The sequence below is a fragment of the Pseudomonas sp. WOUb67 genome (genome assembly GCF_050058005.1).
GTDB lineage: Bacteria > Pseudomonadota > Gammaproteobacteria > Pseudomonadales > Pseudomonadaceae > Aquipseudomonas > Aquipseudomonas putida_R.
In genome coordinates this window covers 3,276,016-3,300,302 of sequence record NZ_CP170112.1, presented here as the reverse complement: position 1 = coordinate 3,300,302, position 24,287 = coordinate 3,276,016, and the positions used below count along the sequence as shown (strand labels likewise).

Sequence of the window (24,287 nt, the reverse complement as noted above, 5' to 3'; positions counted from 1 at the left end):
TCCCCCGCATGCAACACACGTCAAAGCCGCAAAACAACCACTTGCTGGCTGCCCTGTCGCCAGAAGCGTTCAGCCGCCTGGAGCCGGACCTGCAGCACGTCAACCTGCCCCTGGGCAAGGCGTTGTACGAGTCCGGCGACACCCTGCGCCACGTCCACTTCCCGGTCGATGCCATCGTTTCGCTGCTGTATGTGATGGAAAACGGCGCCTCGGCCGAAATTTCAGTGGTGGGTAACGAAGGGCTGGTGGGCATCGCCGTGTTCATGGGCGGTGAAAGCACACCCAGCCGGGCCATCGTGCAAAGCGCCGGGCATGCCTACCGCCTGCCCGTGCAAAGGATCAAGGACGAGTTCAACCGCCATGGCGAGCTGATGACCTTGATGCTGCGCTACACCCAGGCACTGATCACCCAAATGGCACAAACAGCGGTGTGCAACCGGCATCACTCCATCGACCAGCAATTGTGCCGCTGGCTGCTGTTGTCGCTCGACCGCCTGCCGGGCGACCGCCTGTGCATGACCCAGGAGCTGATCGCCAACATGCTGGGCGTGCGCCGCGAGGGGGTGACCGACGCCGCCGGCAAGTTGCAGCGCATGGGGGTGATCGAATACAACCGCGGGCAGATCAGGGTGCTGGACAGGGCACGCCTGGAATTGCTGAGCTGCGAATGCTACGCCGTGGTGAAGAAAGAAACCGACCGACTACTGCCTTACATGCCATCCCCCCACGGATGAAGCCCTGCCGGTCGCCCTCTTCCTGGCTTTTTCGAGACTGCATCCTTGGAACACTCAAAACCCCTCAGCTCACACCACCGTGCCCTCGACTGGCTGAATTTCTTCCTGGCCGACGTGCGCGACGGCCTGGGGCCATATCTGGCCATCTACCTGCTTGCGGTGCACCACTGGCAGCCGGCGAGCATCGGCCTGGTGATGAGCCTGGCAGGCATCGCGGCGCTGCTGGCCCAGACACCCGCCGGGGCCCTGATCGACCGTACGCCGGCCAAGCGCGCAGTGGTGGTAATCGCCGCCGTGCTGGTGACCGGCAGCTGTCTGCTGTTGCCGCTGATTTCTTCATTCGCCGGGGTGGCCTTGACCCAGACGGTCGGCGCCCTGGCGGGCTCGGTGTTCGCCCCGGCAGTTGCCGCCATCTCGCTGGGCATCACCGGCCCCAAGGCCTTTACCCGGCGAGTAGGCCGCAACGAAACCTTCAACCACGCTGGCAATGCCTGCTCGGCGTTGCTGGCCGGCGGCCTGGCCTACCTGTTTGGCCCGGTGGTGGTGTTCTACCTGATGGCGCTGATGACCGTGGCCAGTATCGTGGCAGTGGGCCGAGTGCCCGCCGCGGCCATCGACCACCAAATCGCGCGCGGGCTGCCTCATGGTCCGCAGCGTGATGAGCACCCTGCCGGGCTCAAAGTGCTGCTGCACAACCGTACGCTGCTGGTGTTCGCGATATGCTGCGCATTGTTCCACCTGGCCAACGCGGCGATGCTGCCACTGGTAAGCCAGAAACTGTCGCAAGTCGATTTGCGCCTGGCCACGCCGCTGACCTCCGCCTGCATCGTCGCGGCGCAACTGGTGATGGTGCCGATGGCGCTACTCGTGGGGGCCAAGGCCGACCACTGGGGGCGAAAGCCGTTCCTGCTGGCCGGCTTTCTCATCCTGCCACTGCGCGGCGCGCTGTACGTGGTATCCGACAACCCGTTCTGGCTGGTCGCGGTGCAATTGCTCGACGGCATCGGCGCGGGCATTTTCGGCGCGCTGTTCCCGATCGTGGTCAAGGACCTGACCGAAGGCACCGGGCGCTTTAACGTCAGCCTCGGCGCGCTGACAACGGTATTCGGGTTGGGCGCCGCGCTCAGCCCGGGCATCGCCGGGCTGGTGGTGCAGGCTGCGGGCTACGATGCGGCGTTCCTTACCCTGGCGGCGATTGCTGCGGGGGCCTTCGTGCTGGTGCTGGTCGCGCTGAACGAAACCCGCCCCGCCCCCGGCGCTTCGGCTTCGGTTTTGCACGCCCCCAACATAGGCTGACGCCACGTGGCGAGAGCTGCCAGTTGCAAGCCTGCACCTATCATGACCGGAAACATTTGGAGCGCTGACTGCAAGCGTCGGCACAAATCGTGGGGATGCTGTGTGAGCGCGACCACGTTCATGGTGTGGCCTCTGGCAGGCGGCTGAAGAACAAGGTGATCTGGCCAATCTCAACGCCCAGCTTGCTCATACTCGAGCGGTTGATCAGGGTGTCGTCATCCATGAGATACATCCAGTCATCCAGGTCTACCTGCCAGTGCCGCCCTTCAATCGGCAGGTCTAGCTTGTATCGCCATCGCAGCGCATTACCCGCCACTTCACCACGCGCCTCACCGATCACGTCCCCCGCAGTTCCGCGCCAGCGGCCAGGGCCGTCGGGTACCAGAGTCCAGGTGCGCTGCTGGCGTGTGCCGTCGCTATAGAGAAAATGCTCGTCGAGGATCAGGCGGTCACCTTCGCGGCGGCTATTGATGCGCACGTGGAAGCGCTTGACCACTTCCCCGGAACGCTTCTGGAAAATTCCCCAGGCCTGCACCGGCCGCGAGAAGAACGCAGCCAGGTCCAGTTTCGGGTGCTCCTGGTCATAGTGCTCGACACCGACATTGCCACAGCTGCCCAAAAGCAGGCAGCAAGCCAGCAACACTGCTCTGTACATGATCATGTTCCTCCGTCCTTGCCGACCAGCCCCAGCAGGTGCTGACGCAGTTCTGTATCCCTGGCGCGGGGGTCGAGCCAGATGGCGAAGAACGCCCGGGCAAAGACCGGGTCGGCGATTTCTCGGCTGAGTTTGCCGTCAACGTAGAAACGGCAGCCCTGCCCTGGCAGGTACAAGCCGGCTATGCGCATACCGGGGCGCACGTCCACGAAGGCCTGTTCAAGCACATTGGCCCACGCCGCGCGTTGCTGCGCCGTTATGCTGGCAGCGTTGAGGCGCACCATTTCCGCGAGGCTGGCCTCTGCCAATGTTTCTCTGGATAGCGATCGGTGATAGAGAAGCTCAAGTGCGAATGGCTGGTTCCAGTCATGCTCTGTACCTGCTGTCCATAACTGGGCCTTGTAGAGCCGCATGCCAAACCAAGCGAACTCACCGGCGCCCAACCGTTGCGCCGCAGGTAGCTCCGCCCGCCAATCCCCCGCCGCCGACAACGCAGTCAGTAGAAGGCAAAGGCAAATCCAACGGGCACTGTGCGGCATAGTGACCTCGAACACGCATAGGTACTGTACAAAAATAGCATCATGTACAGATATTTTGCTGCCAGGCCGACGTTGGGCCATAGCGCGTCATGGAGGCTTCGTATTGGTCGGGTGTGAGCTTTCCAGCGTGGTGTATTTTGACCGCACTTTGTCCGCTATCCAGGGGACATGCTGCACAGGCGCTCGACACCGAGGACGACCGCTATCGACCCATAGCGGCCTTTCACGAAAGCCTGCTATCGGACATCAGTCGACGATCATTGACCTCTGTCATGGAGCCACGTGCCGAAATGTTTGCGCACGGCCTCGTGGTGAGACTTATCCTCTCCACGCCATCATGCCGCCGCTTCCGACCAGTCGCTTCTTCGCAGAACCTTTGCCAGTGAGCCGTGAGGATAAGGTGTTCAGACCAAATTGACGGCCGTTCGCTGTACCGTTTCTGTCGACTCCACGTCCCACCGCTGGTCGCAAATAGCGAACGGCTGTATGTGCTAACCACTCTCCTATTCTGAGCGCCGCAGAAACGCATCCAGGCCATCGAAGCTAAGTGTCCTATCCCGTCGCTCGCTGTCTCGCCCGCCTCTCATACGAGCCTTGCTAAATGCTCGAGGGAGATCGCGCGGTTAAAAAATCGTTTGATCACGCCGGGCATTCTCGCTCGCCGGCGTCACCCGAGCAGCCTTGAACCGAGAGTCGGGATGCTCTACTGCCTGTGGCCTCTGGCCAGGAGCGCACTATGAACTTCGAAGAACGCGACAAGTACGGTATGTACAAGGGACGGACCGATTTCTCTGCCGACGGAGACCGCGGCCCGGGGCCCCAGCTGATGGGCGCGGATACCCTCATCGGCAACGACGTGTATAACACGCAAGACGAAGACCTTGGTGACATCAAGGAAATCATGCTGGACACCGCCAGCGGCAAGGTTGCATACGCCGTACTGTCGTTCGGCGGTTTCCTGGGGATGGGTGAAAAGCTGTTCGCCGTGCCATGGGCTGCTTTGCGCCTGGATACGGTAAACAAGCGCTTCGTCCTTGATGCCGACAAGGACCGTCTGAAGAACGCCCCAGGCTTCGATAAGGACAACTGGCCAAATATGAGCGATCCGACTTGGGGCAAAGGTATCCACGACTACTACGGCACCACGTGGGAAAACGATCCCCGGCTGTGATATTGCCAACCTGCTTGGCCGGGCTCCCGGCCAAGCCTCCCCTGACCAAGGCTCCGTGACAGGAGCCTTTCGGTCGATAGCTGTCATTTTCAGGCATGCAATCATCTGTTGCACGGTCTTGATTGGCCATTGATTACGAATTTATATGACAGTGCTTTGATCGTTCGCGATCGCTAGGGACGTAGCACGGTCATGATGACACGAGACGGTTTTTCGCTGCTCATATGAACTGTGTTTCGGGCTATTCGTTTGTTCGCAGCTTGCCCTTCAGGTTCACCGCTATTTGGATTCACATCGAAGCGGGGGAAATTGCTGCTCGCAATATCAATGCGCAGGCGATGACCTTCCTTGAAACGATTGCAAGTGGCAAAGGGATGGATTGATACCTTAAAGCACTGACCAGGCACGGTGGGCGAAGGGGCACTCCAGGAGTTGCGATACCGGGCACGGATGATCCCGTCCGTGATGTTCATTGCGAAACCCTCTGGGTAATCAATGCTCGGTGGGTAGACGTCAACCAGTTTTGCAGTGAAGTCAGTATCCAGGCCATCTGTCTCCACCCACAACTCAAACTCGATACTGCCGGCAACCACAAGGTCCGCCGCCAACGGCTCAGTTGAGAAGCTGAGTACATCGGGTCTGTCGCTCAAAGGACGGTTGTCACCCTGGGCTGCGAAAAAACGAGCCGTCTCGCGCTGGTCGTATGCGCCGCCTGCAAATACAGGCGCACCTGAGGTGAGCGCCCCACCAATGGTTGGCACTGGGTTCAGTGGATCTGCCAGGTACGTCTGGCTGCTGGAATTCGTAGGTGCTTCATCTCTCAGAACACCATCAGCGTAGAAGTGCAGCGTCATTTGCTGACTACCGGGTAAAGGCCACTGGGTTGCCGACAGCCACTCCCCGCCATGATCGATTCGTTGGGATTCGTTTCTGCTACCCGACCCACCGCCCATGATGAACACCTGCACCTGTTGGAGGGATGGCAAGGTTGCGGTTGACTGAAGCAGGTGGTTTTTAAACCACTGCAGGCGGCAAGATAGCCAGTCTTCCTCTACATGCCCATCGAACGCAGAGTTCACTCCGAACTCTGCGTCGCCACTGTGCGTGACGTTGCGATCACCGTGCAGCCACGGCCCCATAATCAGCCGTTGAGGTGCGTTCCCGTGGCGAATGAAGGCGTTGAAATTTTCCAGCGTCGAGCTGACATAGGCGTCATACCAGCTAGACATGTGGAGCACTGGAATGTCGGGAATCCTTGCGCGGTAATGGTCGGCGCAGATACCCAACTGCTTCCAATAGGCGTCGTAATTGCCCCGTCGCCACTGGTCAAGAAGGTAGTCCTCATATTCGGGGGCATGGCGTAACGGAGAGTGGCCAGCCTGCCACGGCATATTCGCAAACCATTCGTGGATGTCCTCCTGCTCAAGCGATGCTCGCAGTTGTAGATCAGTCTTTGCAGCGGGACTCTCTTTGGCCTGTTTGTAGGCCCAGGTAGCCTGCTTGAGTTCAAATGCCCCGCCTTGGCGAATTCCGCACTGGAAGGCGTTGGCGAACCCTCCTGAATCGAGAACCATCGTGCAGAGACCAGGTGGGTTAAGGCATGCCATGGCCAACTGCGTATGGGCGGCATAGGACAGACCCATACTGCCCACGCGCCCGTTACACCAAGGCTGCTCTACCAGCCAGGCGAGTGTGTCGTACCCGTCTTCACCCTCGTTGATGTACTTGACGAATTCGCCTTCGGACTCATACCGACCGCGACAGTCTTGGAAGACGGTCACGAACCCTTCGGTGGCAAAGGCGGCTGCCATTTCCTCACGCCCGAGGTGATGCCCATCCAGACGCTTCTCGGAACGAGATGGCATCGATTTGTTGTACGGGGTGCGCTCGATGATTACGGGTAGTGGAGAGTTCGTGGCATCGGGCAAATAAACGTCCGTGGCCAGCCGAACGCCATCGCGCATCGGCACCATCAAGTTTTTCAAAACGTGCATATCTGCTACTCGAAGTTGCTGGGCTGCTTGCACAGACCGTGATTAGTAACCGATGAGGACGGCGATACTGAGGAGCGCCAAGGCAATGGCGGTGAAGACCAAGAGCAGGGGCCAGATGAAGCGCGCCCACTGGCCCCAGCCCACTTGTGCAGTGGCAAGCAGAACCAGCAAGCCGCTGGAGGTCGGTGTGATGAGGTTTGTCAGTCCATTGCCGAGCAGGAAGGCATACACAGTGGTCTGCGGCGTTACCCCAGAAAGTTGTCCGAGCGGGCCAAAAATTGGCATGGTCACGGCAGCTTGGCCTGACGTGGAGGGAATCAGAACGTCCAGCCCCAATTGGGCGAAGAACATACCGAATGCTGATACCAGTGGGCCATGCTCACCCACCAACTCAGACAGGTGATTGACGATGGTGTCGAGTACCTGACCGGTGCTCAGGATGATTTCAACCGCAGTGGCCAAGCCAATCAGTACGCCGGCCATCAATACCTTTTTCATACCATCGACGAAGGCGCCGGCAGCTTCGCTAGCCCCAATCCCGGCAACAACCGCGAACACCATGCTCAGAGCCAGGTAGTACGCGGAGAGCTCCGGATACTTCCAGTGCCACCGGTTCGATGCGTACACCAGAAATGCTACACCCAGTGCCAAGAGCATGAGATTCGCAGCATGTCGCGGATGAAGGCGTGATTGCTTGAAGTCGAATTGTGCGGTGCTGTCGAAACCGTGACGGCGAATGCTCAGCAGCACAAATGCGATGCCGACTACCAAAAAGGTGAAATAGCTGGCCACCCGCATATCGAGCCCGCTAAACATTGGCACTCCCACCAGCGGCTGGGCTACAGCTAATGCGACAGGGTTGGTGATTGAGCCGAGGTAGCCCACTTTCACCGAGATGGCCACTATCGCGAGGCCGATGATGTTGGGGAGGCCGAGCCGATTGGCCATGGCGACCATCAGCGGGACGATGAGAATGAATTCTTTCGCCAGGCCCATGAATGTGCTGCCGGCGGAGAACACCAGCATCAAACAGGGAACCAAGACGTAAATGTTACCTTTGGTGAGGCCTAGTACACGCTCTAGGCCTGCATCGATGGCGCCTGCTTTGTTCAGAACGCCAAACATTCCGCCGATGAACAGCACCATGAAAATGAGCCCTGCACGCTTTTCGATCCCTTGAGGAATCGCCATGAAGGCTTCAGTCAGGGACACAGGCCGTGCGGCCTCTGCATTAGCGGTTCGAGGCTCGACCGAGAACAATTGACTGAGGCCAGAATCCTTTTCCAGGGTCTGATATGAACCAGGGATGACAGCAATGTCCTTGCGCTCAAATTGGCCTGAGTCCACAAAGTAAGTGAACGCGAGCGCCATGAAAACGATGCTCAGCAGGATCAATGCTGGGTTGAGCTGTTTGGACGGTTTGTTGGAAGTGGGGCTGGAAGGTGCAGCCTCATCAACCTGTTCGACTATTGCCGACGGAGAGTGGGAGCGATTCATAGTGCGCATTCTCGTTTGTTGTTCTTGGGGGGCCAGGCGTTATGGCGGCACACTAGAACAACCCTTCGTGAATGCTCAACGTTATGAGTAATTCGGGTTGACCTATGCGTTACTCGTTATTCGATATCGCCTTGAGGCGTTCACTCATGTGTTCAGCGAAGGCGTCGACCAGCCTGGAGCGAGGTTGATCTTTGCGGAAAATCAGACCGAATCTGTACGGCAGCGCCGGGCGAAGCGGCCTGCTCTGAAGCGCCAAGCTACCGAAGTCTCTGGCAAGCAGTCCGTTGATGATTGAGACGCCCATCCCCTCGGCAACGAATGCACAGGCTGCGCTTACGGAATGCACTTCGACACGTACCTGCGGGGTCACACGAGCCTCTCGAAAACGCTGATCCAGTTCTGAGCGAAGATTCCTTTGCCGCCCCAGGAGAACCAAGGGAACCGCTCGAAGATGATCTACGGTGACCTCCGATAGCTCTGCCAAGGGGTGTCCCTCAGGCACCACGCAAACTCCCTCGGTCTCCAGTACCGGTTGTACCTCGAAATCAGGAAGCTCTGCGGGCAATCGGACAAACGCAAAGTCCGCACTGCGGTCGAGGACAGCACGCTCCAAGGTGTCATAGCCCCCAGTAAGGATTTCAACCACTACGTCTTCCCGCTCGCGCAGGAACTCGGCCACGATGCCCGGTAGCAGGTGATGGGTCATGCTTGTTGGTACTGCCACGCGGAGCAGAGTTCTTCGGGAGCGACCGACCCGAAGCTCGTCAGCCAAACGTTGAACACGTTGAAGGTTGTCGACGAGTGAGGAGACTTGGCCCAAGAGCTCCTCTGCTTCAGGTGTTGCCATCAACCGGCCCTTGCGGCGCAGGAAAAGTGAGAAGCCCAAGTGCTCTTCAAGCTGCGTAAGAAGCCTGCTGACAGCCGACTGGGACAGATCCATCCGCGTGGCTGCGCCTATGGTAGATCCGGTCGCCATGATGGCTTGAAATGCTTCGAGCTGTTTCAGATTCACGTCCTGCTCCCAACGACTTAAGTAGGAGCGTGTGCATAGGGTAATGCGCATCGCTCATAACGTTGTGACTTGTTTCACAGGGCGCTAGTGTCCGCCGCACGACCACGTTGAGTCCAGTCCTGACCTCCACGAGGAGGTACTGACGCCAGTTGTTCGATTGCCAATCTGCCAATAATCACAACATCTAGCAGAGACCTCCTATGCGCATGCTTTTGAGCACGGGCACCCTCGCTTGCGCGGGTGTAATGACCAGCCTCGCCCCTGATTTGGCCGTTGCCGACTTCTTCAAGGATTCCGAGGCACGTTTGGCCCTTCGAAATTACTACTTCAATGACGACTACCGAGATGGCGGTGCTGATCGCAGAGAGTGGGCCCAAGGCTTCATTCTGAAAGCGCAGTCTGGTTTCACAGAGGGGCCAGTTGGGTTCGGAATGGAAGCATTGGGGCTTTCCGGTATTCGACTGGACTCAAGTACGAATCATGCTGGAACGGGCCTACTTCCTGTTCACGACGATGGGCGTGCTGCGAGTGAATACTCCAGCCTTGGCATTACCGGAAAACTGCGCTGGCAAGACACCCTGGTCAGTACAGGCACCTTGCTGCCCAAGATTCCTGTTCTGGTATACAACGACGGGCGCCTTTTGCCTCAGACTTTTCAAGGCACTCAAGTTGAGTACACCGGCATTGATAGGCTGTATGCGCATGCTGGGCATCTGGACAAGCTGAAAGCCCGGAACTCTACCGATAGCGTTGACATCTTTGCGCAGGGCTACACCGGCGGTGAAGGCACAGACTTCGACTTCGTGGGGCTCCGCTACGACCTGAGCAAGCGGTTCAGCATGAGCAGCTACTACGGGGAGTTGCGTGATTTCTATCGGCAGCAATTTTATGGCTTGACCTATACAGCTCCTGTTGGAAAAGGAAAGCTCACAAGCGATCTCCGGTATTTCATCAGCGATGACGCCGGATCAGCCAGAAATGGTGTGGTCGATGCCGACATGTTCAGTGGGCTGTTTACCTATCGCCAAGGGGGGCATTCACTCGGGTTCGGCTACCAGGAAGTCAGCGGGAGTACGGCTCTGCCCTATGTGATGTGAGTACGGTTTACTCCTTCAGCAACGCCAGCATTGGAAAATTCATCCAGCCAGGGGAACGCACCTGGATGCTGCGCTACGACTTCGATTTTGCCAGTGTTGGTGTGCCGGGTCTTGCGTTCATGACCCGCTACTACAACGGTAGCGGCGGTGAGTACCGTGGGCTAGAAGCCAAAGAGCATGAGACCGATACCCAACTGAAGTACGTGGTTCAGGACGGCCTGTTCAAAGGGATAGGGGCCGAGCTTCGACACGCTATTTCAAGAAGCACCTATGCTAGTGACCGCGACAATGTTCGGGTCTATCTGATCTACGAGATCGCGCTGTGGTGAGTTCGTGTGGTTGACTCATGCTGTGAAGGCCTCGATTGCTGAGATGGCCGCGCTGGAGTAGGTGTGGGTGTCCTGCTTGCAAGGGGCAAACGCGGTTTTGATCAACAATGTCGAGGCTCTGTCCTATTCGAGTGTGGCGCTTCTGACTTTGCCAAGCCAAGTCGGTTCAGTGAAGGCGCCAACTGAATTCTTACCCAGGCTCGCAGTCTCAGAAGCACACCTCCCCAGAGAAAAAACCATGATCAGGATAGCCCTACGCATAACTGTTGCCGTTGGGTTATCGGCCCTGTTGCTGGGCTGTTCACCTCTGAAGTTTTTAAACTTCCTCACTCCGGGAGGCACTTGCAACAAGGCATATGACCTGAAGTACGGTAACGATCCGCGGAACCGGCTGGATGTCTACACGCCCGTCAATCTCGCCACCGACGTGCCAGTGGTAGTGTTCTTTTATGGAGGCAGCTGGAGCAGCGGTTCGCGCAGTGACTACGGCTTTGTCGGCGAAGCGCTGGCAGCACGAGGCATCGTAGCTGTAATAGCCGATTACCGGCTTTATCCGCAGGTACACTATCAGGGTTTTCTAGAAGACAGTGCGCGAGCGATCGGCTGGACCCGCGAACACATTCGCCAATACGGTGGAGATCCAGCGCGGCTATATGTGATGGGCCATAGCGCAGGCGGCTACAACGCAGCAATGGTTGCGCTAGACCCCCAATGGCTGGCAGCGGTGGACATGGAGCCTTCGATGCTCAGCGGCTGGATCGGTCTGGCCGGACCTTACGACTTTCTGCCCGTCGAAAATCCGGCGGTGAGACCGATTTTCTTTTTTCCGAATTCGCCACCCGACTCTCAACCGATCAACCACGTTGGCGCCAAATCGCCCCCTGCGCTGTTGATAGCCGCGAGGGACGATACGCTGGTCAATCCCGAGCGCAACACGGGTGGCATGGCCCGACGTTTGCGGGAGCAGGGTGTGCCCGTGCGCGAGCGCTATTTCTCCAAGCCGGGCCACGGGACATTAATTGCAGCATTCTCCCGCCCTATGCGATGGCTGGCGCCGGTTCTGGATGAGGTTGTGGCGTTCATTCATGGGCAAGGTCTAGCATCGGAAATTTCTCACGACTGATGCATCTTTGAGGGTAGTGTTGCGGTGACGGTAGATGGCATCTGCTTAAGGTTCCGAATCCTTTTGAATAGGCGTTCAGTGGGCGTGGCTTATCGCATCACAAAGCCGCCATCGACAGAAATGGACTGCCCTGTCACGTAGCTGGAGGAATTGCTGCACAGCCACACCACGGCATCGGCAATTTCTTCGGGGCGGCCGTGGCGGGCCATAGGGATGAGTTGCAACATGCCGTCGAGGGCGTCTTTTTGCCCCGAGGCCACCATCTGATCGGCCATGGGGGTCCAGATCAGGCCGGGGCACACGGCGTTTACGCGAATGTTACGGGCGGCATATTCCAGAGCGGCGCTTTTGGTCAGGCCGATCACACCATGCTTGGCAGCGTGGTAGTTGGCCCGTTGTGCGCCGCCCACCAGGCCACCGAGCGAGGAACAGTTGACGATGGCGCCGCTGCCTTGCTCACGCATGTGCTGCAACTGGTATTTCATGCAGGCCCACACACCACGCAAGTTCACCGACATGACCCGGTCGTAATCTTCGCTGGAGGCATCAGCAGTTTCGGCTAACTGGTTCTGGATACCGGCATTGTTGAACGCGGCGTCCAAGCGGCCAAAGGCGGCAACGGTGGCTTTGACCATCGCTTCAACCTGACCCAGATCGGCGACATCGCAACTCAAACCGATTGCTTTGTGACCCTTGGTGACCAGCGCTTCAGCCGCCAATTGGGCGGCTGCGCCGTTGATGTCAGCCAGAGCAACGGCAGCGCCGGCTTCAGCGAATGCCTTGGCGGTAGCCAGGCCAATGCCAGATGCTGCACCGGTGACCAGTGCGACTTGGTTATGAAAGGAAAAGCTCATGGATAGATCTCCGTTGGCACGAGGGGCGTCGAGCTGTGCAGATGATGTCCACCCCAACTCACCGAAAACTGCGCGGCCGGACCCGCGTCGTCTCGAATGGTTGGCAGGCTAATCAGGAAAGCATGTGAGAACTAGCCAGGGAAACAGGATGCTCCAGTGAGCCAGCCTCATGAATAGGTGCGCCAGATCGGGGTAATTGATGAGCGCCACTCACAACTTCATGCGGTTTGAAGTCTGTAGTCGCTGCGCTTGTGCTGCATTAAGTTGACCACTGAACTGGCCTTCGCCTCAGGAGCTTACTGATGCCAAAAATCACCGCCGGGTTAGCCCTTGCTGCTGCACTGATCTCGAATGCGGCCATTGCAGCCGACCCTGCCCCCGATCAATCCATGCTGGTTGTGAAGAATGGTGAGCAGCCCTCCATCGTGGGACCGGCGAGCGGTTTTGTCGGTAGTGCGCGGATTGATCCGCTATTCCCGGCCCGAACGCCGTCTCGAGTGTCGGCGGGTTACGTCAACTTCCAACCGGGTGCACGCTCGATGTGGCACACCCACCCGCTGGGGCAGACGCTGGTGGTGACCGCCGGTACAGGCTGGGTGCAGCAAGCGGGTGGTAAGAAGCAGTTGATCAGACCAGGGGATGTGATCTGGACGCCCCCAGGCGTCAAACACTGGCACGGCGCAACGGCCACCACCGGCATGACCCACATGGCCATTCAAGAGTCCCTCGACGGCAAGAACGTTGAATGGCTGGAACCCGTCAGCCAAGCGCAATACGAGGCCGCCGAATGAAATTGCTAAAAACCGCTCTCGCTTCGCTTTCGCTGCTGTTGGCGGCCTGTTCTACCGCTGACAAAACCCCAGCCAACTCTACCGCGCAAAACCCGGTCGCACCCAACCTGGACGACGTGCGTGCAGTCTCGCCCGCCCTGGCGCACAACACCGAGAAGTTGCTGCTCAACGAAGTGTGGAAGCGACCGGGCCTCTCACCCCGCGACCGCAGCCTGGTGACACTCGCGGTGTTGATCAGCCGCAACCAGACCGTGGAGCTGGCGTATCACTTCGACCTGGCTCTGGATAACGGCGTGAAACCGACCGAGCTATCGGAGCTGATCAACCATCTGGCGTTTTACTCCGGCTGGGGCAATGCCACCACCAGCGTCGTGGTCGCCAAGGCAGTTTTTGCCAGCCGAGGCATCGCTGCCGATCAGTTGCCGCCGGTAGCGCCAACCCGATTGCCGATCAACGAAGCCGCCGAAGAAGTGCGAGCGGAAACGGTTGCCAGCAATGTCGGCCCCGTCTCACCTGGACTGGTGCACTACACCGCCGATGCGCTGTTTCATGACCTGTGGCTGCGGCCCGATCTTGCGCCTCGCGACCGCAGCCTCGTCACCGTCAGTGCTCTGATCGCCAACGGTCAGGTCGCTCAAGTGACCTACCACCTCAATCGCGCGATGGACAACGGACTGACCCAACCCGAGGCGGCCGAAATACTTACGCAGTTGGCGTTCTACGCAGGCTGGCCGAATGTGTTTTCTGCCGTGCCAGTCGTCAAGGATGTGTTCGCCAACCGCCACAAAGGCTGAGTTCCAAAGCGCGACGTGTTTGATTTCAGCAAAACGAACCGGCCGGATCAGGGGCTGATCGGCCCCAACGGCTGAACCTCGCGAATCAGGTCAATCAACAACCGCAAGCCCACCGGCAGTTGCCGGTGGCTTGAGTAATACATGTGAAAACCCGGCGCGACGCTGGACCAGTCATCCAGCACCCTGAGCAAATCGCCGGAGGCCACCAGCGGCGTGATCACCGGCTCAGGCGCATACATCAAGCCAGCGCCGTGCCGAATCAATGACACGCCAATGCGCGTCTCATCAATGGTGATCGCCCCCGGAACAGCGATGGCCAACTGTTCGCCATCCTTCTCGAATTCCCAGTCGTACATCCGGTCATTGCCCAGACGAATACGTAAGCAGCGGTGCTTGAGCAAATCGCGCGGATGCTTCGGCTCGCCAAAGCGATGGAGGTAGTTGGCAGAGCCCGCCACCACCCAGCGGATGTCCGGCGACAGGCGCTGGGCGATCATGTCTTCCGGCACCGTACCGCCATAGCGAATGCCCGCGTCATGCCCGCCACCAATCACATCCACCAAACGGTTGGTGACCGTCAGGTCGATTTCGATGTCGGGGTAACGGTCATTGAAAAGGGGTAATACGGGACCAAGGAGAAAATCCGCGCCATCGCTCAAGGTATTTAAACGAATGCGTCCAGTGGGCCCATCGCGGTAGCGATTAAGCACCTCCATCGCCTGGCCGATTTCATCGATAGGCCCACTGATCAAGGAATGCAACTCTTCGCCGGCGGCGGTCAGCGTCACACTGCGGGTGGTTCGGTTCAGCAACCGAACACCGAGGCGAGTCTCCAGACCTTTGATTGCATGGCTGAGCGCCGACGCGCTGATACCCACCTCAAGGCCTGCCCGGTTGAAACTCTGGTGGCGGACAATAGCCAGAAAATAAACGAAGTCGGCCAGGTTGGCACGGCTGAGTTGCATGGGCGGCTCCTGCTGGCAAAGACGGTTTGCGGATGTCTCTATACCAGCATTAGCAGCTTTCGTTAACTGGACACTCATTCAAAGCTCATTTCTCAGCGTCGGCCTGGCCAGGCGCTGGATCAATCACAGCACCATGGGTGCCTCACCCACGCCAGGTCGCTGCGCACGCCCAAGATGCCACGCACAGCATTACGACTGCCTGGGTGTCAACACAGAGGCGGTGGCGTTTTCGCTGGAGAAGACAAGGAACGCCAAGTGGGTCTCATAGCGATTGAGCACGTCATCTATGACCTGCTGTTTGGTCAGGCCCATCAAGTCATAGCCACCAGACCCCGTCTGGGTGAACACCTCCAAACGGTAATAGACATCGATCTCGCGCGTCATGCGGCCACTGAACATGGGCACAGGCGCCTCGACAATGGCGACGTGGTAATGGAAGTCACGGAATTGGTCCATCGACACCCGCAGCAACGGTTCCTCGATACCGCTTGTATGGACCAGGCTTTCCCGGGTGACGGAATAGCCCTGATGGCGGAATTCAGCGACGACCTCGCCCAGCGCTGGCCCGACTGTTCGGTTGAGGAACTGGGTGACCTGCTGCAGCGATGGGTACGCCCGCAGGTGCTCGAGCCGTTGCTTCCAGGAGCGCTCCGGGGCATGCCCCCCGCTGGCCGCCATCGAGGGCCGGCGCAGCACGCGCCCTTCACGTTCGGCACGTTCCATACGCAATACCTTGTAGAAGGATGCCATCACCAGATAAGCGATGACCGTCACCGGTAGCGCGAAAATCAGCGTTGCATACTCCATGGTCGTGACCCCGCCTGCGAGCAGCATCGCCACAGTGAGCATGGCCGTGAGCAAGGCCCAGAAGATCCGCAGCCAACTCGGGCCGTCATGGGAAGGGTCGGGAATCGTTGCAGAAAAATTCGACATCACCATCGCCCCGGAGTTGGCGCTGGTGAGGTAGAACAGCAAGCCTGACAGCGTTGCCAGACCAATCAGAAACATCGAGCCCGGGAACATCTGAAGCAGTGCGTACCAACCCTGCTCGGGGCTGTCCATCGCCAGCGTGGCAAACTCGGTGTTGCCCTGCAGCACCTGAAAAAGTGCGCTGTTGCCGAACAGCGAGACAATGATGAAATCGCACAGCACTGGCGCAGTGACTGCCGCCAGGACGAATTCACGCAAGGTCCGGCCTCGCGAGATTCGCGCCAGGAACACACCGACGAATGGCCCCCAGGCCAGCCAGAAGGCCCAGAAGAACAATGTCCAACCCGCCATCCAGCCGGCCCCGGCGGGCTCGTAGGCAAACGTCTGGAATGTACGCGCGGGAAAGGTGACGAGAAACTGACCGATGTTCGACACCAGTGCATTCAACAAGAACGCCGTCTGCCCTGTTATCAGGATGTACAGCATCATCGCCACGGCGCTCCATAGGTTCAACTCGGCGATCCAGCGGATGCCGCGATCAACCCCGGAGGTGGTGGCCGCAATGGTAAGCGCTACAGCACCCATCACCAATGCGATCTGTAATGAGAGGCCCTGTTCCAGGGCGAATATCAGCGAAAAACCAACACTCAGCAATACCACACCGATACCCATCGAGGTAGCGACTCCAAACACGGTGCCGACCAGCGCAATGATGCTGATGCCATCACCCAAGGGGCCGCGCACGCGTTTGCCAAACAGCGGGTAGAGCGCCGCGCGAATCGACAGCGGCATGTCCCAGCGATAGGCGAAGTAACCCATTGCCATACCCAGCAGCGCATACATCGCCCACCCTGCGATGCCATAGTGAAACATGGTCCAGATGACCGCGTCCTGCATGGCTTGGGCAGTAGCGCCTTCGCCGCTGGGCGGGTGCAAGTACTGTACGACCGGGCCGGTGACTGAATAGAACAGCATGTCTATGCCGACCCCTGCGGCGAACAGCATGGCGACCCAGGTCACTAGCTTGTACTGCGGCCGCGAGTGGTCAGGGCCGATGCGCACGTCCCCTTCCTTGGAAAACGCGACCCACAGCACGAAGCCGATGACCAGGGTCATCGTCAACACGTAGTACCAACCCAGGTTCGTCGCAATCCAGTCGGTGGTCCGCTTCATCGCCGAGCGTGCTGCATCGGGCATGAGGATCGTGGTAATGGAAAACACCAGGATCACCATTGACGAAATCAGCAGGACGCGCCAGTTGATGCGCGCCTCCTGATGTACGACTAATTGGTCGTGACCTTTGCTGAGGTCACTGCGAGATACGGGAGGAACGTCAGCATCGCCTGGTCGCCCAGGGCGGCGTGCCGTGCCGCCGAACTTGCTGCGCTCGAGTGCTGGCATCGACTTCACGCATGGGCCAGCAGTCGTTGAAGTGGTCGGGTCATCACCGTTGCAGTGTTGATCCTTGGGAGGTACGAAGGGCATGAGCTTTCTCCTGTTGCGTGCTTCATTCAACTCCGCCTGATCAGGCCTGCCTCACAGTAGGAGCGAATTCCATCCATTCGGTTGTTTCATGCAATTGCACGCGCGCATGTGCGCGTTTGGGCAGCAGTCCCCAAGGCAGGCTCGCCCGGCGCCAGCGCAAGTGCGTGGGTTGTGGTGGCCAAGCGTGCTGACGCCATGGAAAGCGCATTTGAAATGCGTGACTCGACTACCGTGGGGTAGCTCAGTCCTGCTGATGGAACGCCCAGCCACGAAAGGGCCTGATGATGACGACCACACTGATCGTGCGGGGCAGGATTGCCCCTTCTGGACACGGCTTCGTTAGCCGGGCGCAAGGCAGACAGCGCAGGAGTGCCACGCGTGTCGGTTAGATACACCGCAGTTCAAGCCCGCAGTGGCAATCAAGCGTTTCAACTGAGCCTTGGCTCAATTGAGGATGAAAGCCCTGGGCAGGGAGCATCGCCAGGGTTGGCGTCGTCGCTGTTGCCGGACGACGTATGGGGGGGTTCTGGTGGAACCCCCGAATTGTAACGATACGGGCAGTCAAATAGAAGACTCACCCACAGCTATCGGTCAGAAGCGGCGGAAAACGTTGTGGCCAGTCAGTGCCTACAAAATCAGGGGGAACGCTGCGATCTCCGTGTAGCAAGGAATTGCGCGAGTGCATGTTGCGAAATCCTACGTCAGGCCGGGATGAAAGTGACAGTTGGTCTGCTTCAGGGTGAGGCTTTACGCGACTTGCAAGGGTATCTAGTTGAGAGCACGTGAGTGTCCGCTCAGGGTCGATAGCGACCAGTCGTGGACCATCGCTTTCGCCCCAAAGTGCACTGCAAAGCTAAACGACGGGTAGCCATGAGAATGGCAACCCAGGATTGAAACTCGCACAGGCCTTGCCCTCTTCACTTGCCAAGTGAACTCATCCGTCAAGCTGTGACGCAAACAGGATGGGGATCGCGTCGAGGAAATGAAATGTTTCAGGGCTCTGGAAAAGCCCTGCCGACCTGGCTCTCGAACTCGGTGATTGCAGTTTCTGAACAGCCTGGGGCCAAATCTTCAAGGACCTCGGGAAGGTTGGCTTCCAACCAGTGTTCCAGTCGTTCCATCAATGTGTTCATCTCGAGCTTCCCTAAGGGCGGTTATTACTGGTCTGAATCGGTACGGGGAAACGTGGCGGTAAAAGTCGTTCCCTCTGACTGCTCGGTTTGCAATGTCAGTTCAAGCGATCAGAACGCCGGCACCACATCGCCGTGATAACGCTCGAGGATGAACTGTTTGACCTGAGGTGAGTTCAACAACACCCCAAGTTTCTGCACTGCCGGGTCGCTGGCTTTGTCCCTGCGCACGTACAGGTAGTTGGCGTACGGCGATTCCGAGCTTTCGATGAACAGCGCGTCCTTGTGCGGTACCAGCTTCGCTTCCAGCGCGTAGTCGGCATTGATCAGCGCCATGTCCACCTGGCCCAGCACGCACGGCAGCATGGCCGCTTCAAGCTCCTTGAACTTCAGGTGCTTCGGGTTGCTGGTGATGTCCGCGGCGGTTGCCATGATGTTGCCGGGGTCTTTCAGCGTGATCAGGGCCTGCTTCACAGGGTTTTTCCTTCGAATCGTTCAAGGGTAAACGAGGACAGATCAAGGTCGGTAGTGCCGCGTGTGCACCACTGCGCGAAGGCCTCGCCCAGGGCCGCCGAGTGCTTGAAACCGTGGCCAGAGCAGGCGGACACCACCAGGGTGTGCTTGAGCGTGGGGTGTTGGTCGATGATGAAATGCCGGTCCGGCGTGACGGTGTAGGCGCAAACGGCCGACTTGAGGACCTTGTCTGTGACCCCGGCAATACGGCCCTGCACCTGCTGCTGGTACATCTCGAGTTCTTCTACGGCAGAAACAGTGCGGTCCAGCAGGTCGGGCTGCGAGGCCGTGTGATACTGGGCCGTAGCAATTTTCAGGCTGCCCTCGCCGGGCTGCGCAGGGAAGCCGTAGTTGATTTTGTCGTCCCCCCGCCCATGGGTGAGGATGAACGTGGGCGACGCGCCCTCAAGGCCCGCGCCGTCTTCGAGCTCAAACCAGAACAGCTTTTGCCGGTAGACACTCAGCAACCGTTCGAAGGGCTCACCCAACAACCCGCCGGCCCAGTTCCCGGCGCTGAACACCAGCTTGCGGGCCTTCACCGTGCGCAGGTCAGTCGTGATCGTCACGCCCTGTTCATCCGAGCTGATCTGGGTAACCGTTTCGCCTGTGTGCAAGGTCGCGCCGTGCTGCACCGCCAAACGCAACTGCACCTCGATGCAGCGTTCAGGGCGCACGAAACCACCGCCCGGTTCGAAGTAACCGATCGCGTCGTCGTGTACGTTGGCGAATTGCGGGAAGCGCTGGCGGATCTGCTCGGCGTCGAGCACTTCGTGTTCAATCCCGTAGGTCTGGGCCAACCCTATGGTGCGCAGGGTGAAGTCGGTTTTATCGTCGGGGTCGAAGTCGGGGCTGGAAGTGAGTGCGAGCAAGCCGGACTGTTCGAACAACGACTCGCCAGACTGCGCTTCCAGATCGCGCCAGATCTGCTGGGCCCGCTTCACGATAGGCACGTACTGCGCACCCTCCCCCACGGACAGCCGGGTAATGCGCGTATCACCGTGGCTTGAGCCAAAGGTATGCGGGGGATGGAAGCGGTCGATGCCCACCACATCGACACCTGCCTTGGCCAACTGATACGTGGTGGCGGCGCCCATGGCGCCCAGACCGATGACGACTACTTCACAGTGCTCCACGGACAGCGCTCGCTCAAAAAGGCGCTAGTTGAAAACACAGGGGCTGGGGTGACAAAGAATTAAAGGGTATATGGTTATGCCTTAGTGAATTGGACCTGCGTAGCGCGTAAACATGCTGCACAGGTCCCTCGACATCTAGAAGTCGAGGAGGACCGCTATCGACCCATGGCTGCCATTACGAAAATGCTGCTATTGCTCATTTTCCGAGGCCGGCGTGAACGCTTTGGAAGCAACTGTCCTATTCAAACTTTAAAAGTTTGCGCGATCACAGTGGGAGCGGGTTCACCCGCGAAGAATACTGCGCGGTGGATGGCACCGGGTTCGCCGGTGTTCGCGGCGGTTCGACGCCTGGACACGCCCGCTCCCACAGGAATCGCGTGGACTTTCTAAGTTTGGGCAAGACAGTTCCTTCCACAAAGGTCACCTGACTGTCAGCTCTGGGTCGATAGCTACCTTTCGTGGAATACGCCCCCGCTACGGAGGCAACTTGCTCTAACTCCGGCCATCCCACCATGAAAGTACACGTCGCCTCGCTTCTCGTCTCACTACCTCAGGCAACTGCACGATCGTTTCCCCAGGCCTGAGCCATTGGACGGCCACGTCCCTTTGAGCATGGGCCAGCGTCGCACGAAGTGCTGACGGTGTTCGCCCAGAGCATGATGGCAACCGTCAAACCCGTCTACCCTGCCCCCCTGTCAAAGGCGTAATCCTCGAAAACCAACCACCCTATCCCATGTGAGCACTGTTCATGCCTATCGACTTCAGGCCCGCCCAAGCCTCGGACGCGCACGATATTGCGCGCTTCTTTCAACTGACATCGGAGGGCATGGCCGATTACATATGGAGCAAGCTTGCCGCGCCTGGAGAAGCGTTGCTGAGTGTCGGTGCGTCTCGCTATGCCAGGGAACAGGGCGACTTTTCCTACAAGAACTGCCTGATGGCCACTTTCGAAGGGCAAGTCATCGGCATGATGCATAGCTATGCCTTGCGCGAGGCCCCTGACAGGGCTGTCGAGACAGACCCGGTGCTCGCGCCTTATGCCGACATGGAAGTACCTGACACCTTGTACATATCCAGCCTGGCGCTGGATGAGGCCTGGCGCAGCCAGGGGCTGGGGGTGCAGTTTCTTCGCCACGCCCAGCAGCGCGCCGAGGACGCTGGCCTGGATGGGCTATGCCTGATCGATTATGCAGAAAACCACGGTGCACGCCGCTTCTACGAACGTCACGGTTTTCAGATTGTTAAAACCTGCCAGATCGTTGCGCACCCGATGCTGGGCGTAACCGGTGAAGCCTATTTGATGTATCGCCCTAACCATAACGTGCTCGAGACAAAACCATGAACAACAAACTGACCGTGTTCCGCGAGCTGGATATCCAACCGGTGCGCGACCTTCCCTTTTTTGAAGAGGTCCTGGAAGGCACCCCTCATACGTTGACGTCCAAGTACTATCACGATGAACAGCAAGGCCGCATTTCCGGAGAATGGGAAGCCAGCACCGGCGCGTGGCGCATCGACTACAAAGTGTGGGAGTTCTGCCATGTCCTGAGTGGACGCTGCGTCATCGAGCTTGAGGGCAGCGCCCCCGTCACACTGGCCGCTGGCGACACGTTCATTATCGAACCGGGCGCCAAGGGCAAATGGACCGTGCTGGAAGACATGAAAAAGAACTTCGTGATCATCCTGCCCGCGAACTAGGCATCGGGTCGCAGCTCACTTCACTGTGGGAGCGGGCATGCCCGCGAACACGGGCGAAGCCCGTGCCATCCACCGGGTCGCCTGCTTTGCGAACAAGCCCGCTCCCTCAGGTAGTGAACAGCCGTAGCCGTGCTGCAAAACAAAGAGGGCTCAGCTCCCCATCACTTCGTCCAGTGCCTGTTCAAGGGTGCTGACCGTGCGCTCGATGTTGTGCAGTTTTTCAAGCCCGAACAGGCCGATACGGAAGGTCTGGAAGTCGGCCGGTTCGTCACATTGCAACGGCACCCCGGCAGCTATCTGCAGGCCGTGTTCGGCAAATTTCTTACCGTTCTTGATGTCGGGGTCATCGGTATAGCTCACCACTACGCCCGGGGCCTGAAAGCCGGCTGCGGCCACGCTTTTGATGCCTTTTCCGGTCAACAGGGCGCGTACCCGATCGCCCAGCGCTTGTTGCTCACCGCGGACCTTGTCGAAACCGTAGGCTTGCATCTCGTTCATCACGTCGTTGAACCGCGCGAGCGAATCGCTGGGCATGGTCGCATGATAGGCATGTCCGCCTTGTTCGTATGCCTGCATGATCTGCAGCCACTTTTTCAGGTCGCAGGCAAAGCTGCTGCTCTGCGTGTGCTCGATGCGCTCGAGGGCCAAGGCACTGAGCATCACCAGCGCACAGCAAGGGGAGGCGCTCCAACCTTTTTGCGGTGCGCTGATCAGCAGGTCTACTGCGCACTTGTGCATATCAACCCACAGCGTGCCGGAGGCGATGCAGTCCAGCACGAACAGGCCTCCCACTGCATGCACTGCGTCGCCAATGGCCCGCAAGTAATCGTCGGGCAGGATGATCCCGGATGAGGTTTCAACATGGGGCGCAAAGACCACCTGCGGCTTGTGCGTCTCAATGGCCGCCAGCACTTCGTCCAGAGGCGGGGGCGCGTAGGCTGCCTGGCGCCCCGGCTCGACCGGCCGGGCTTTCAGCACCGTGGTCGCCGCCGGGATGTTGCCCATCTCAAGGATCTGGCTCCAGCGATAACTGAACCAACCGTTGCGGATCACCAGGCACTGCTGGCCGGTGGCAAACTGCCGCGCTACCGATTCCATGCCGAATGTACCGCTGCCCGGCACTACTGCGACAGCCTGGGCGTTATAGACCTGTTTCAGGGTGCTGGAAATGTTCTTCATCACCCCTTGAAACGTCTTTGACATGTGATTGAGCGAGCGGTCGGTGTAGACCACCGAGTACTCGACCAGCCCCTCAGGATCAATACTTGGATATAGCTTTGACATGCGGTGATTCCTTTGGCAGAGATGTCATTGGTATGGACCCTGTCTTATGCATTGGCAAATGACAAGTCGGCAATACTGCAAGCACATGCCCCCTCAGGCACCGGAGAGCGCCAGCACAGGCGATAGCCTGTCCCGGGTTGCTTCAGTACAAGCCTGCATGGGCTCGCGCAGCTCATCGGTCATCAACCCCTGCAACTGCAAAGCTGCCTTGACCACAGCCGGGTTGGGCTCGGCAAAGGCCAGCTTGATCCAAGGCAGCAACTGGTAGAACGTGCCACGCGCCGCCGCCCAGTCGCCGCTATCGACCTGCCGCAGCATGCGCACGTAAAGCTCGGCATGCACATGCGCCGAAGCCGAAATGGCCCCTGCACCGCCCAGGCACAGGTTGTTGAATATCTGCAGGTCTTCACCGGCCAGCACCTGGGCGTGGCCGTCCTGGATCAGGGCCATGGTGGTTTCGCTGTCGCCGCCGCAGTCCTTGACTGCCGCGATGCGCGGGTGGCGCACAATCCGGCGCAAGGTTTCGCGCTCGATGCGCACGCCGGTGCGGTAAGGGATGTCGTACACGATCACTGGCACGCTGGCGGCATCGGCTACGGTGTTGAAGAAGGCTTCGATGCCGGCCTGCGATGGGCGGATGTAGCAAGGCGCCGGCACCAGAAGCCCACCAATGTCACGCTGCTGGATTTCAGCCTGGAACGCCAACAGTTCGCGCAGGTTGTAACCCGACAGGCCCATCACCACCTGGCCTGGCGCCACCCAGGCCAGCACGGCATCCAGCACGGCCAGTTGCTCGGCCTTGGACAGCGCCGCCGCCTCCCCCGTGGTACCGCACACCACAAAACCGGCCACGCCGTCTTCGAGCAGCTTCTTCACCAGCTTTTCCAGGGCGGCGAAGTCGACTTCATTGGCGCGCATGGGTGTGACGAGGGCGATCCAGATACCACGGAAATTCGACATGCAAAAACTCCTGATGTTGACCGAAAGTCAGCGTCAGCGGGTGAAGAGTCGAAGTGGTCTGGCAGGGATGCCTGGCGCCTTCTGTCTCGTCAGCCCATCTGACGAGACAGCGCGCCTCGGTCAGATGAGCGGCTGTTTCTTGGATTTCTTGGCAACGGCAACGCACGCGCCTGCCTGGGCAATGAAGCCCGAAGCGGAAATGGCGTGGTTGGATGTGGACATCATGAGAAAGCCCGTTGCGCAGGTATGGCTGGATAATGGTGCGGCGGCGTGGCTGGTGTCAACCCTTGGTCTGCATCGGTA

At 59.0% G+C, this 24,287-nt stretch carries 19 protein-coding genes and 2 pseudogenes; 9 read left to right on the top strand and 12 right to left on the bottom strand.

Annotated elements, in window-relative coordinates:
- The first annotated feature begins 8 nt into the window (after positions 1-8).
- Entirely contained in the window at positions 9-734 is a 726-nt protein-coding gene (locus ABOC32_RS14800; protein ID WP_426807714.1) for a Crp/Fnr family transcriptional regulator, read from the top strand.
- Between the two features lie 45 nt (positions 735-779).
- On the top strand, positions 780-2,030 hold the full coding sequence (locus ABOC32_RS14795; RefSeq protein ID WP_426807713.1) for an MFS transporter: 1,251 nt from the start codon (positions 780-782) through the stop codon (positions 2,028-2,030).
- 118 nt (positions 2,031-2,148) lie between these two features.
- On the opposite strand, the gene ABOC32_RS14790 is transcribed toward ABOC32_RS14795, so the two are convergent.
- Entirely contained in the window at positions 2,149-2,691 is a 543-nt protein-coding gene (locus ABOC32_RS14790; protein ID WP_426807712.1) for a DUF3833 domain-containing protein, read from the bottom strand.
- A complete protein-coding gene (locus tag ABOC32_RS14785; protein ID WP_426811605.1) occupies positions 2,688-3,224 on the bottom strand; it encodes a chalcone isomerase family protein in 537 nt (178 codons plus the stop codon). Before ABOC32_RS14785 ends, ABOC32_RS14790 begins: the two co-directional genes overlap by 4 nt.
- Positions 3,225-3,960: 736 nt before the next feature.
- Here ABOC32_RS14785 and ABOC32_RS14780 point away from each other — a divergent pair.
- Complete coding sequence (locus tag ABOC32_RS14780) at positions 3,961-4,395, top strand: PRC-barrel domain-containing protein (protein ID WP_426807711.1); 435 nt, start codon at positions 3,961-3,963, stop codon at positions 4,393-4,395.
- Positions 4,396-4,568: 173 nt separating this feature from the next.
- Here ABOC32_RS14780 and ABOC32_RS14775 read toward each other — a convergent pair whose 3' ends face one another.
- From ABOC32_RS14775 to ABOC32_RS14765, 3 genes are all read right to left on the bottom strand, one after another.
- On the bottom strand, positions 4,569-6,389 hold the full coding sequence (locus ABOC32_RS14775; protein WP_426807710.1) for a CocE/NonD family hydrolase: 1,821 nt from the start codon (positions 6,387-6,389) through the stop codon (positions 4,569-4,571).
- Positions 6,390-6,431: 42 nt separating this feature from the next.
- Positions 6,432-7,886 carry a YfcC family protein gene (locus ABOC32_RS14770; protein ID WP_426807709.1) on the bottom strand — a complete coding sequence of 485 codons (1,455 nt, stop codon included), beginning with the start codon at positions 7,884-7,886 and terminating at the stop codon, positions 6,432-6,434.
- Positions 7,887-7,995: 109 nt separating this feature from the next.
- The gene (locus ABOC32_RS14765) at positions 7,996-8,898 is read right to left on the bottom strand and encodes a LysR family transcriptional regulator (protein ID WP_317663010.1); all 903 of its coding nucleotides are present in this window, start codon (positions 8,896-8,898) and stop codon (positions 7,996-7,998) included.
- A gap of 200 nt (positions 8,899-9,098) precedes the next feature.
- Between ABOC32_RS14765 and ABOC32_RS14760 the strand changes: the two are divergent.
- Both ABOC32_RS14760 and ABOC32_RS14755 read left to right on the top strand, forming a co-directional pair.
- Positions 9,099-10,324: pseudogene (locus ABOC32_RS14760) on the top strand (OprD family porin).
- A 238-nt stretch (positions 10,325-10,562) separates the two neighbouring features.
- On the top strand, positions 10,563-11,447 hold the full coding sequence (locus ABOC32_RS14755; RefSeq protein ID WP_426811604.1) for an alpha/beta hydrolase: 885 nt from the start codon (positions 10,563-10,565) through the stop codon (positions 11,445-11,447).
- A gap of 89 nt (positions 11,448-11,536) precedes the next feature.
- Here the strand turns inward: ABOC32_RS14755 and ABOC32_RS14750 are convergent, their stop codons facing one another.
- Positions 11,537-12,301 (bottom strand): SDR family NAD(P)-dependent oxidoreductase, encoded by a 765-nt coding sequence (locus ABOC32_RS14750; protein WP_426807708.1) that lies wholly within the window; start codon positions 12,299-12,301, stop codon positions 11,537-11,539.
- A 302-nt stretch (positions 12,302-12,603) separates the two neighbouring features.
- Between ABOC32_RS14750 and ABOC32_RS14745 the strand changes: the two genes are divergently transcribed.
- Positions 12,604-13,092 carry a (R)-mandelonitrile lyase gene (locus ABOC32_RS14745; RefSeq protein ID WP_426807707.1) on the top strand — a complete coding sequence of 163 codons (489 nt, stop codon included), beginning with the start codon at positions 12,604-12,606 and terminating at the stop codon, positions 13,090-13,092.
- Positions 13,089-13,886, top strand: a complete 798-nt coding sequence (locus ABOC32_RS14740) for a carboxymuconolactone decarboxylase family protein (RefSeq protein WP_426807706.1) — start codon at positions 13,089-13,091, stop codon at positions 13,884-13,886. Before ABOC32_RS14745 ends, ABOC32_RS14740 begins: the two co-directional genes overlap by 4 nt.
- A 47-nt stretch (positions 13,887-13,933) precedes the next feature.
- On the opposite strand, the gene ABOC32_RS14735 is transcribed toward ABOC32_RS14740, so the two are convergent.
- From ABOC32_RS14735 to solA, 4 genes and pseudogenes are all read right to left on the bottom strand, one after another.
- Entirely contained in the window at positions 13,934-14,851 is a 918-nt protein-coding gene (locus tag ABOC32_RS14735) for a LysR substrate-binding domain-containing protein (protein ID WP_426807705.1), read from the bottom strand.
- A 189-nt stretch (positions 14,852-15,040) separates the two neighbouring features.
- Positions 15,041-17,266, bottom strand: a complete 2,226-nt coding sequence (betT, locus tag ABOC32_RS14730) for a choline BCCT transporter BetT (protein WP_426807704.1) — start codon at positions 17,264-17,266, stop codon at positions 15,041-15,043.
- 1,241 nt (positions 17,267-18,507) lie between these two features.
- A pseudogene (locus ABOC32_RS14725) lies at positions 18,508-18,867 on the bottom strand (MetQ/NlpA family ABC transporter substrate-binding protein); the annotation flags it as partial.
- Positions 18,867-20,042 (bottom strand): N-methyl-L-tryptophan oxidase, encoded by a 1,176-nt coding sequence (gene solA / locus ABOC32_RS14720; protein ID WP_426807703.1) that lies wholly within the window; start codon positions 20,040-20,042, stop codon positions 18,867-18,869. The pseudogene ABOC32_RS14725 and the gene solA, both read right to left, overlap by 1 nt.
- A 748-nt stretch (positions 20,043-20,790) precedes the next feature.
- Between solA and ABOC32_RS14715 the strand changes: the two genes are divergently transcribed.
- The gene (locus tag ABOC32_RS14715) at positions 20,791-21,384 is read left to right on the top strand and encodes an N-acetyltransferase family protein (protein WP_426807702.1); all 594 of its coding nucleotides are present in this window, start codon (positions 20,791-20,793) and stop codon (positions 21,382-21,384) included.
- The gene (locus tag ABOC32_RS14710) at positions 21,381-21,740 is read left to right on the top strand and encodes a cupin domain-containing protein (RefSeq protein WP_426807701.1); all 360 of its coding nucleotides are present in this window, start codon (positions 21,381-21,383) and stop codon (positions 21,738-21,740) included. The genes ABOC32_RS14715 and ABOC32_RS14710 overlap by 4 nt, the downstream gene beginning before the upstream one ends.
- A 150-nt stretch (positions 21,741-21,890) precedes the next feature.
- Here the strand turns inward: ABOC32_RS14710 and ABOC32_RS14705 are convergent, their stop codons facing one another.
- Both ABOC32_RS14705 and dapA read right to left on the bottom strand, forming a co-directional pair.
- Positions 21,891-23,024, bottom strand: coding sequence for an aminotransferase class V-fold PLP-dependent enzyme (locus ABOC32_RS14705; protein ID WP_426807700.1), 1,134 nt, complete (start codon positions 23,022-23,024; stop codon positions 21,891-21,893).
- Positions 23,025-23,117: 93 nt separating this feature from the next.
- Positions 23,118-23,984: a 4-hydroxy-tetrahydrodipicolinate synthase gene (gene dapA / locus ABOC32_RS14700; RefSeq protein WP_426807699.1), complete on the bottom strand. Its 867-nt coding sequence runs from the start codon at positions 23,982-23,984 to the stop codon at positions 23,118-23,120.
- Positions 23,985-24,287: the final 303 nt, after the last annotated feature.